Genomic DNA, 9,877 nt, shown 5'->3' with positions numbered 1-9,877 from the left:
CGGAGCCGCCTTCTTCGCCGGAGCCGCCTTCTTCGCCGGAGCCGCCTTCTTCGCCGGAGCGGCCTTCTTCGCCGGAGCCGACGCCTTCTTCGCGGGCGCCGCCTTCTTCGCGGGCGCAGCCTTCTTGGCCGGAGCCGACGTCTTCTTGGCCGGCGCAGCCTTCCTCGCCGGAGCCGCCTTCTTGGCAGGAGCCGACGTCTTCTTGGCCGGAGCCGACGTCTTCTTCGCGGGCGCCGCCTTCTTGGCCGGAGCCGACGTCTTCTTGGCGGGAGCGGCCTTCTTCGCCGGAGCCGTCTTCTTCGCCGAAGCCGCGGCCTTCTTCGCCGTGGCCTTCTTCGCGACCCGGGTGGCCTGCGCGACGGCAGCCCCGACAGCGCGTCGGGCCGAGCTGCCCACGCTCGATCTGGCCATCGTGTCTCCCCAGGTCAGCAGGCGGACGTCGTCGTCCGGCGCACCGTACGGCGCGGTGCGGGCAGGATAGGGGTCGCCAGGAGCGGCCTCAACGCGACGCGCCGCCCGGGCACGCGACAGGGCCACCGGTGCTCACCGGTGGCCCTGTCGTGGTGGTGCGTCTGCCGACCCCCCGAGGTCAGCTCCCGAAGGGGAAGCGGGGCGTCTCGGACTGCCCCTGCCGCTCGGAGCCGTCACCGCCGTTCCCGCTCTGGCCGAAGCCGCCGCGCGTGGGCAGCGGGGTGACCTCGGCCGTGCTGCCGGTGTCCGCGCCGCCGGCCGTCTGGCCGGGGGCGTCGGGCGCCGAGCCACCGGAGGACGCCTTGGCCTCGAGCTGCTTGAGCTGGTCCTCGAGGTAGGCCTTGAGGCGGCTGCGGTACTCGCGCTCGAACTGGCGCAGCTGCTCGACCTTGCGCTGCAGCACCTGGCGCTGCTCCTCGAGGTCGCCGAGCGTCTCGCGCTGCTTGGTCTCGGCCTCGCGGACGAGCCGGGCCGCGTGCTCCTGCGCCTCGTTGACGATCTTGGTGCGCTCGGCCTTGCCGGCCTCGACGTGCTCGTCGTGCAGCTTCTGCGCGAGGGCGAGCATGCCGGCCGCGCTCTCGGGACCCGTGGACGTCGGGGCCGCGACGGGCGCGGGCAGCGACGCCGCGGCGGGCACCGGGGCGGGGGTCGGCGTGGGGTCGGGAACGGGCGCGGGCGCCGGGGCCGGCGGGACCACCGGCACGGGAGCGCTCACCGGCTCGTCCTGCGGCCGGGTGCGTGCGGCACCGCCGTTGCGGGACAGCTCGGCCACGCGGCTCTCGCAGGCGCTGAGCTTGGCGCGCAGCTCCTCGTTCTCGGAGTTGAGGCGTCGCAGCTCGGCGACGACCTCGTCGAGGAACTCGTCGACCTCTTCCTCGTCGTAGCCCTGACGGAACTTCGTCGGGCTGAAGCGCTTGTTGACAACTTCCTCGGGGTTCAGCGGCATGTGGTCACCTCTCGGTGTCTGGGGTCGCCCGGCACACGGTAGCGAATCTGCAGGTCGGAGGTCACTTCGACCCCGGGCTGGTTCGCGTCGTGGTGGACCACCGCGGTCAGGCGAGCAGCTGCATGAGCAGCAGCGTCACGATGAACAGGATCATGAAGGCCAGGTCCACGGAGATCTGGCCGATGCGCAGCGGCGGCACGACGCGGCGCAGCGCGCGCAGCGGCGGGTCGGTGGCCGAGTAGACGACCTCGGCGACCACGAGCATCACGCCGGACGGCCGCCAGTCGCGGGCGAAGGCCTGGATCCAGTCCAGCACCAGCCGCACGACGAGGAGCACGAAGAAGGCGAGGACGACCAGGTAGAGGACGGTCCGGACGGCGTGCACGCGCTCAGCTCTGGTTGAACAAGCCCGTGGCGACGACCGGTTCCTTGTCCTCGGCCGTCACCTCGACGTGCGCCGGCGAGAGCAGGAAGACCTTGCTGGTCACCCGCTCGATCGACCCGTGCAGGCCGAAGACCAGGCCGGCGGCGAAGTCGACCAGCCGCTTGGCGTCGCTGTCGTCCATGTCGGTGAGGTTCATGATCACCGGGACGCCCTCGCGGAACGACTCGCCGATCGTCTTGGCCTCGTTGTAGGTGCGCGGGTGGATCGTCGTGATCCGGTGCAGCTCCTGGCCGGACGACGGCACGACCCGCGCCACGGGGCGCTGGGGCAGCTGCGTGACCTGGTTGCGCTCGGACCGCGGCACCTCGGGACGCTGGGACGGCTCGTCGTCGTAGTCGTCGTACATCTCGTCGTCGTAGCGCTCGTCGTCCTCGGCCAGCCCGAGGTACACCATCGTCTTGCGCAGCGCACCCGCCATCGCCAGCTCCTCCGTCGTCGTCCGGGCGCGCACGTCGCGCACCACGTTGACGGTTTCGGACGTTACCGGAGTGACGGGCGTGAACCGAGGACCGCGCTCCCGACACGCAGGTGTGTCGCACCGCAGGCCACCGCGGCCTCGAGGTCGCCGCTCATGCCGGCCGACACCCAGGTCGCGTCGGGGTGGTCGGCGCGCAGCCGCTCGGCGACCTGCGCCAGCCGCTCGAAGGCCTCCCGCGGGTCGGCTCCGCGCGGCGCCACGGCCATGACGCCGCGCAGCCGCAGCGCGCTCGCCGCGGCGACGGCCTCGGCCACCGCCGCGACGTCGCCCGGCCTCGCCCCGCCGCGAGCGTCCGCTCCCCCGCCGGGCTCGAGGTCGACCTGCAGCAGGACGTCGAGGGTGCGCCCGGCCCGCTCGGCGCCGTGGTCGAGCGCGGTGACCAGCCGCTCGCGGTCGACGCTGTGGACGACGTCGGCGTAGCGCGCGACGGCCGCGGCCTTGTTGCGCTGCAGCTGCCCGACGAAGTGCCAGCGCAGCCGGTCGGTGCCCTCGCCGCCCAGCTCGGCCACCTCCTCGACCTTGGCCGCGGCCTCCTGGTCGCGGTTCTCGCCGACGTCCCGGACGCCGAGCGCCGCCAGCTCGACGACGTCCGAGGCGGGGAAGGTCTTGGTGACCGCGACGACGGTGACGTCGTCGGGCGAACGGCCGGCATCGGCGCAGGCGCGCTCGACCCGCTCGTGGACGGCGGCCAGGGCGGCGGCGAGCTCGTCGCGGCGGCTCACGCGGTGCGCCAGACCAGGCCGGCGAAGCGGCCGGTGCGCCCGTCGCGCCGGTAGGAGAACAGGTCGGGCCGCTCGACCGTGCAACCCGGCAGCTGGCGCGCCGCGACGCCGAGGTCGGCCAGCTGCGCCAGCACGCCGGCCGCGACGTCGAGCGCCGGCGTGCCGGTCCAGGTGACCGAGCGGCTCGCGGGGGCGACCGCGGCCACCTCCTCGCGCAGCGCGAGCGGCACCTCGTAGCAGCGCGGGCACACCGAGGGGGCGAGCCGGGCCACGACCTCGCGCACCCCCAGGTCGCGCATGGCGGCGACGGCGGCGAGCACGACGACGACGGCCATCCCGGGTCGCCCGGCGTGCGCCACCGCGACGACGCCCTCGGCCGGCGCCGCGAGCAGGACGGGCACGCAGTCGGCCACCAGCACCGCGAGGGCCAGGCCCGGCGCCGTGGTCACCATCGCGTCCGCCTCCGGCGGTGGGCCGTCGAACGGCGCGTCGACCTGCACGACCTCGCGCCCGTGCACCTGGCTGGCCACCACCAGCCGCGCCGGGTCGATACCGACCGCGCCCGCCACGTCGGCGCGGTTGGCCGCCACGTCGACCGCGTCGTCGCCCACGTGCGCGCCGAGGTTCAGCCCCTCGTAGGGCGCGCGGCTGCGGCCGCCCCGCCGGTCGGTGAACGCGAGGTGCACGTCACCGGCGGGGTCGGCCAGCCGGTCGGTCCAGGCCAGGCCTGGCCGGTCGTCGATCACCCGGCCAGTCTGCCGCAGACCTACTTCAGGAAGTCCGGGACGTCGAGCTCGTCGTCGGTGTCGTCGAAGACCACCGAGCGCGGCGTGCGCGCGCGCACCGGCTCGAGGCTGTCGGGCACGACGATGGGCTCCTCGCGCGGCGCGGGCACCTCGGCCTTGGGCACCTCGGCGGTCGGGGCCTGCTCGGCCGGCGCGGACGCCGACGGCGAGGTCGCGTACGGCCGCTGGGTCGGCGCCGCCGGGCGGGTGGCGGCGCTGCCGTTCGCCGCGCCGTTCGCCGCACCCGCGGTGGACCCGTTGGTGGCCCCGGTGGCCGGCCGCGACGCCGACGAGCCGGTGATCTGCCCGAGCGCGCGGCTGTCGGCCTTGTGCGTGGGCACGCCCCCGTCGAAACCGGCCGCGATGACCGTGACCCGCACCTCGTCGCCGAGCGCGTCGTCGATGACCGCGCCGAAGATGATGTTGGCCTCAGGGTGCGCGGCCTCCTGCACCAGCCGGGCCGCCTCGTTGATCTCGAACAGGCCGAGGTCGGAACCGCCCTGGATCGACAGCAGCACGCCGTAGGCGCCGTCGATGCTGGCCTCGAGCAGCGGCGAGGAGATCGCCAGCTCGGCGGCCTGCACCGCGCGGTCCTCCCCGCGGGCCGAGCCGATGCCCATGAGAGCGCTGCCCGCGCCCTGCATGACCGACTTCACGTCGGCGAAGTCGAGGTTGATCAGGCCGGGCGTGGTGATGAGGTCGGTGATGCCCTGCACACCCGAGAGCAGCACCTGGTCGGCGCTGCGGAAGGCGTCGAGCATGCTGACCGCGCGGTCGCTGATCGACAGCAGCCGGTCGTTGGGGATGACGATGAGGGTGTCGACCTCGTCGCGCAGGGCGGCGATGCCGCTCTCGGCGGAGTTGGCCCGGCGCCGTCCCTCGAAGGTGAACGGGCGGGTCACGACGCCGATGGTCAGCGCGCCCAGCGATCGCGCGATGCGCGCCACCACGGGGGCGCCGCCGGTGCCGGTGCCGCCGCCCTCGCCCGCGGTGACGAAGACCATGTCGGCCCCGCGCAGGACCTCCTCGATCTCCTCCATGTGGTCCTCGGCGGCCTTCTTGCCGACCTCGGGGTCGGCGCCGGCGCCCAGGCCGCGGGTGAGCTCGCGCCCGACGTCCAGCTTGACGTCCGCGTCGGACATCAGCAGCGCCTGCGCGTCGGTGTTGATGGCGATGAACTCGACGCCCTTGAGGCCGACGTCGATCATCCGGTTGATCGCGTTGACGCCGCCGCCGCCGATGCCGACGACCTTGATGACGGCCAGGTAGTTCTGCGGTGCTGCCACGTCGGGGACCTCTCGCTGGTGTGGTGCCGGGGTGTCGCTCGGACTCTGACCCTCTACTTGAGGGTTATAGTTATGTCAACCACGTCCTCAGGCGCAGACGCTAGGTGCCGCAGGGGGTCGCGACAACGACCGCGCCCGGCGTGTCGTGATGTGGCGGCGCCGGCGCGCCCGGACGGACCAGCCGTCAGCGGACGACGGGCGTGAGCGGCGAGCTCACGTCGTACGTGCGGGCCTTGTGCCGCAGCAGGTCTGCGAGCACCCGGGCCTTGAGCTCGGTGTCGTCCGCGCTCCCCCACACCACCTGCGCGCTGCCCAGCTTCATCCGGACGTCGTCCGGGGTGTCGGCGCGCACCTGGCTGACGGTGCCGCGCAGGTCGCCCGGCAGCGCCTCGAGCGTGGCGAGCGCGGCGGCCAGCGAGTCGGCGGCCGTGCTGCCCGCCAGCGGCACCCGCACGACGGGCACGCCGCGGGGCGCCTTGCTGGTGCTCTGGAACGCGGTGCCGGTGGCGTCGACCAGCCGGTAGCCGCCGCCCGAGCGCGGTACGGCGGCGACCGCGACCCGCGGCGTCACGACGAGACGCAGGGTCGACGGCCAGGCCCGCTCGACGCGCACCGAGGCGACGTAGGGCAGCTCGGCCAGGTGCGATCGCACGGCGGCCGCGTCGACCTGGGGCAGCGGCGTGCCGCGCTCGGCCTCCCCCACCGTCGCGACGTGCTGCGCCTGGGCGCCGGTGACCCCCTGCACCTCGACCGACCGGACGGCGAGCAGCGGGCCGGCCCAGGCCAGCACGGCCAGCAGCACCAGCGCGAGCACCAGCAGGAGGGCCACCAGCACGGGGCGCCGCGAGCGCCAGCGGGCCGCGCGGGCGCGGGCCTCGAAGCGGGCGGCGGTCTCGGACGTCGCCTCGCGCACCGTCGTCGTCCGGGTGCTCATCGCCCGGCCCCGCCGAGCAGGTCGAGCACCTCGTCGGCCAGCAGCGTGACGTCGCCGGCCCCCACGGTGAGCAGCAGGTCGCCGGGGCGCAGCCGGGCCCGGACGGCGTCGGCGGTGGCCGACCAGGACGGCACGAAGGCGACCCGGTCGTCGGGCAGCGGCACGGCGTCGGCGACCAGCGCGCCCGAGACGCCGGGCACCGGGTCCTCGCGCGCGGCGTAGACGTCCATGACGACGACCTCGTCGGCCTGGCCGAGCGCCGCGCCGAACTGGGCCGCGAAGTCGCGGGTGCGGCTGTACAGGTGCGGCTGGAACACCACGACCAGCCGGCCGTGCCCGGCCACCTGACGTCCGGTCGCGAGCGCCGCCGCGACCTTGCCGGGGTTGTGCGCGTAGTCGTCGAAGACCCGCACGCCGCCGGCGGTGCCGCGCGGCTCGAACCGGCGGCGGGTGCCGGTGAAGGCCTCCGTGGCGGCGAGCGCGTCGCCCGGCGGCAGCCCGAGCGCGACGATCGCCGTGTACGCCGCGAGGGCGTTGAGCGCGTTGTGCCGGCCCGGCACGCGCAGCTGGGCCCGGCCCACCGGCCGGCCGTGGTCGACGACGTCGAACCCGGTGGTCGCGCCGTCGAGCGACACCCCCGTCAGCCGGACGTCGGCCTCCTCGGCCTCGCCGTAGGTGGTGACCCGGATCCCTTCTGCCGCAGCGCGTCCAGCCAGCCGCACCGCACCCTCGTCGTCCGCGCAGACCACCAGCAGCCCGCCGGGAGCGATGCTGCGCGCGAGCGCGAGGAACCCGTCGTCGACGCCCTCGGCGGTGCCGTAGAAGTCGAGGTGGTCGGGCTGCACGTTGGTGACGACGCCGATCTGCGGCCGGTAGACGACGAACGTGCCGTCGCTCTCGTCGGCCTCGAGCACGAAGGCGTCGCCGCTGCCGAGGTGGGCGTTGGTGCCGCTCTCGGTGAGCTCGCCGCCGATCGAGAACGACGGGTCGGCGCCGCAGCGCTGCAGCATCACGGTGAGCATCGAGGTGGTGGTGGTCTTGCCGTTGGTGCCGGCGACCGCGACGACCCGGTGCCCGCGGCTGACCGCCGCGAGCGCCTGCGAGCGGTGCAGCACCCGCAGCCCGAGCTCGCGGGCGCGGCGCAGCTCGGGGTTGGACTCGCGCACGGCGGACGACGCCACGACGGTGCGCGCGCCGTCGACGTGGGCCGCGTCGTGGCCGACGTGCACCGTGGCGCCCTCGGCGCGCAGCGCGGTGAGCAGCAGGGAGTCCTTGGCGTCGCTGCCGCTCACCTGCAGGCCCATCGCCAGCATCAGCCGCGCGATGCCTGACATCCCGGCGCCGCCGATGCCGATGAAGTGCACGGGCGACAGCTCGGCCGGCGTCGGCAGCTCGGCCTGCAGGTCGACGTCCGGGCTCATCGCCGCACCGGCCGCTCGTCGACCGCGCGCTGCACGAGGTCGGCTAGCCGCTCGTCGGCGTGCGGGACGACGAAGCGCGTCGCGGCCTCGCCCATGCTGGTCAGCGTGTCGGCGTCCTGCAGCAGCGGGAGCAGCACCTCGCGCACCCACGCCGGCGTGCAGTCGGCGTTGTCGACCAGCAGCCCACCGCCGGCCGTGACCACGGGCTGGGCGTTCCGGCGCTGCTCGCCGTTGCCCACGGGCAGCGGCACGTACGCGCCGGGCAGACCCACGGTCGCCAGCTCGCAGACGGTGTTGGCCCCCGCCCGGCAGACCACGAGGTCGGCCGCGGCGTACGCCTGCTCCATGCGGTCGACGTACGGGACGACGACGTACGGCGGCAGCCCCTCGACGACCGGCTCGACGTCGACCTGCTTGCCGGCGCCGCTCACGTGCAGCACCTGCACCCCGGCCTCGCGCAGGTCGCCGGACGCCGTCCCGAACGTCTCGTTGAGCCGCTGCGCCCCCAGCGACCCACCGGTGACGAGCAGCGTGGTGCGGTCGGCGTCCAGACCGAGGTCGGTGCGCGTCGCCCGGCGCAGGTCGGCGCGCGCGTCGGCGCCGAGGTCGGCGAGGTCGCTGATCTCGTGGCGCAGCGGCATGCCGGTCTGCGTGGCGTGCGGCAGCGGGGTGCCGGCGAACGTCGTGGCGACGTACGGGGTCATGCGGGCGCCCAGCTTGTTGGCCAGACCCGGCACCGGGTTGGCCTCGTGGATCACGATCGGCACGCCGCGCCGACGGGCCGCCAGGTACGCGGGCGGGCAGACGTAGCCGCCGAAGCCGACGACGACGTCGGCGCCGATGGCGTCGATCGCCTCGCCCGCGGCCGCCACGGCCCCGCGCAGGCGCGGCCCGAGCCGGGCCAGGTCGGCGTTCGGACGACGGGGCATCGGCACCTTGGGGATCGTGTGCAGGTCGTAGCCGTGGGCCGGCACCAGCCGGGCCTCGAGCCCCTCGGTCGTGCCGAGCACCCCGACCACGGTCGTCGGCTCGCGCCGGCGCAGGCAGTCGGCCAGCGCGAGCAGCGGGGACACGTGGCCCGCCGACCCCCCGCCGGCGAGCAGCACCGAGAGGGTCACGACCCGCTCCGCCCCCGGTCGCGGCGCACGCCGGGCAGCACCGCCAGCGACCGGCGCAGCAGCCCGGTGCGCGCGGTGAGCGCCTCGCGGGCCCCCGGCTCGGCGCGGGCGAACGACATCAGCATGCCGAGGACGACGAGCGAGGTGACCAGGGCCGAGCCGCCGCTGCTCACCAGCGGCAGCGGGACGCCGATCACGGGCAGCATGCCGATGACCGCTCCCACGTTGATCAGCGTCTGGCCGAGCAGCCAGGCCATCGCCGCCGCCGAGGCGATGCGGACGAACATGTCCTCGCTGCGGGTCACCAGCCGCAGGCAGGCCCAGCCGAGCAGCAGGAACAGCGCCAGGACGACGAGCGCGCCGGGGAGCCCGAGCTCCTCGCCGATGATGGCGAAGATGAAGTCGTTGTGCGCCTCGGGCAGCCAGGACCACTTCTCGCGGCTGGCTCCCAGACCGACGCCCCACCAGCCGCCGTCGGCCAGCGCGTACTTGCCGTGGATCGACTGGTAGCAGGCGCCCAGGCTGTCCTGGCACTGCCCGCCGATCCAGCTCGCGATGCGCCGCTTGCGGTTGTCGCTCGTCATGACCATCACGGCGACCAGCGCGGCCATCGCGCCACCGGACACCAGGAACATCCGCCCCGGCGCACCCGCGGCGAACAGCAGGGCGGCGAGCACCAGCAGCAGCACCAGCGCGGTGCCGAGGTCGTGGCCGGCCAGCACCAGGCCGATCGCCACGACCCCCACCGGGAACAGCACCGGAACCGCGACGTGGGTCCAGCGGTCGAGCATGGACCGCTTGCGCGCCAGCACCGCCGCGCCCCACAGCACCAGCGCGAGCTTCATGCCCTCGCTCGGCTGCAGCCGCATGCCGGCCACGCCGACCCAGTTGCGGTTGCCGTTGACCGTGACGCCCAGCGGCGAGAAGACCAGCGCCTGCGCGAACAGCGCGACGACCAGCGCGACCCAGCCGACCGCCTTCCACACCCGCACCGGCACGCGCGAGGCCACGACCATGAGCGGCACGCCGACGACGGCGAAGACCAGCTGGCTGCGGAAGACCGTGAAGCTCGACCCGCTGCGGGTCAGCGAGGTGACCGACGACGCCGACAGCACCATGACCAGGCCGATGACGAGCAGCAGCAACGTGGCGCCGAGCAGCACGTAGTACGTGGTGACCGGGGAGTCGAGGCGCTCGACGGCGGGCACGTGGCGCCGCAGCCGCGAGCCGGCGACGGGCAGCGCGGTGCGCCCGTGGGCCTGGCTGCTCAC

11 protein-coding genes are annotated in these 9,877 nt (G+C 74.8%); 1 reads left to right on the top strand and 10 read right to left on the bottom strand.

All coding sequences use genetic code 11. The features are described 5' to 3' along the window. On the top strand, positions 1 to 481 hold a 481-nt coding region (locus ACYVJ4_RS14055), incomplete at its 5' end, for a hypothetical protein (protein WP_460460759.1). Between the two features lie 108 nt (positions 482 to 589). Here ACYVJ4_RS14055 and ACYVJ4_RS14050 read toward each other — a convergent pair. The 10 genes from ACYVJ4_RS14050 to ftsW all read right to left on the bottom strand — a co-directional run bounded on the left by ACYVJ4_RS14050 (position 590) and on the right by ftsW (position 9,877). Then, positions 590 to 1,417 (bottom strand): DivIVA domain-containing protein, encoded by an 828-nt coding sequence (locus ACYVJ4_RS14050; RefSeq protein ID WP_460460758.1) that lies wholly within the window; start codon positions 1,415 to 1,417, stop codon positions 590 to 592. A 106-nt stretch (positions 1,418 to 1,523) separates the two neighbouring features. Then, entirely contained in the window at positions 1,524 to 1,802 is a 279-nt protein-coding gene (locus ACYVJ4_RS14045; protein WP_460460757.1) for a YggT family protein, read from the bottom strand. Between the two features lie 4 nt (positions 1,803 to 1,806). Beyond that, complete coding sequence (locus ACYVJ4_RS14040; protein ID WP_460460762.1) at positions 1,807 to 2,280, bottom strand: cell division protein SepF; 474 nt, start codon at positions 2,278 to 2,280, stop codon at positions 1,807 to 1,809. Between the two features lie 62 nt (positions 2,281 to 2,342). Next, positions 2,343 to 3,062: a YggS family pyridoxal phosphate-dependent enzyme gene (locus tag ACYVJ4_RS14035; protein ID WP_460460756.1), complete on the bottom strand. Its 720-nt coding sequence runs from the start codon at positions 3,060 to 3,062 to the stop codon at positions 2,343 to 2,345. Next, entirely contained in the window at positions 3,059 to 3,805 is a 747-nt protein-coding gene (pgeF, locus tag ACYVJ4_RS14030) for a peptidoglycan editing factor PgeF (RefSeq protein WP_460460761.1), read from the bottom strand. The genes ACYVJ4_RS14035 and pgeF overlap by 4 nt, the downstream gene beginning before the upstream one ends. Before the next feature lie 23 nt (positions 3,806 to 3,828). After that, a complete protein-coding gene (gene ftsZ, locus ACYVJ4_RS14025; protein WP_460460755.1) occupies positions 3,829 to 5,133 on the bottom strand; it encodes a cell division protein FtsZ in 1,305 nt (434 codons plus the stop codon). Positions 5,134 to 5,317: 184 nt separating this feature from the next. Further along, a complete protein-coding gene (locus tag ACYVJ4_RS14020; protein ID WP_460460754.1) occupies positions 5,318 to 6,067 on the bottom strand; it encodes a cell division protein FtsQ/DivIB in 750 nt (249 codons plus the stop codon). Then, a complete protein-coding gene (gene murC, locus ACYVJ4_RS14015) occupies positions 6,064 to 7,488 on the bottom strand; it encodes a UDP-N-acetylmuramate--L-alanine ligase (protein WP_460460753.1) in 1,425 nt (474 codons plus the stop codon). Before murC ends, ACYVJ4_RS14020 begins: the two co-directional genes overlap by 4 nt. After that, complete coding sequence (locus ACYVJ4_RS14010) at positions 7,485 to 8,606, bottom strand: UDP-N-acetylglucosamine--N-acetylmuramyl-(pentapeptide) pyrophosphoryl-undecaprenol N-acetylglucosamine transferase (protein WP_460460752.1); 1,122 nt, start codon at positions 8,604 to 8,606, stop codon at positions 7,485 to 7,487. Before ACYVJ4_RS14010 ends, murC begins: the two co-directional genes overlap by 4 nt. After that, positions 8,603 to 9,877, bottom strand: a complete 1,275-nt coding sequence (gene ftsW / locus ACYVJ4_RS14005) for a putative lipid II flippase FtsW (RefSeq protein WP_460460751.1) — start codon at positions 9,875 to 9,877, stop codon at positions 8,603 to 8,605. Before ftsW ends, ACYVJ4_RS14010 begins: the two co-directional genes overlap by 4 nt.

This window comes from Angustibacter peucedani (genome assembly GCF_054779595.1).
Note: the sequence above shows the minus strand (reverse complement) of the source record. Positions and strands in the feature narration are given on the sequence as shown.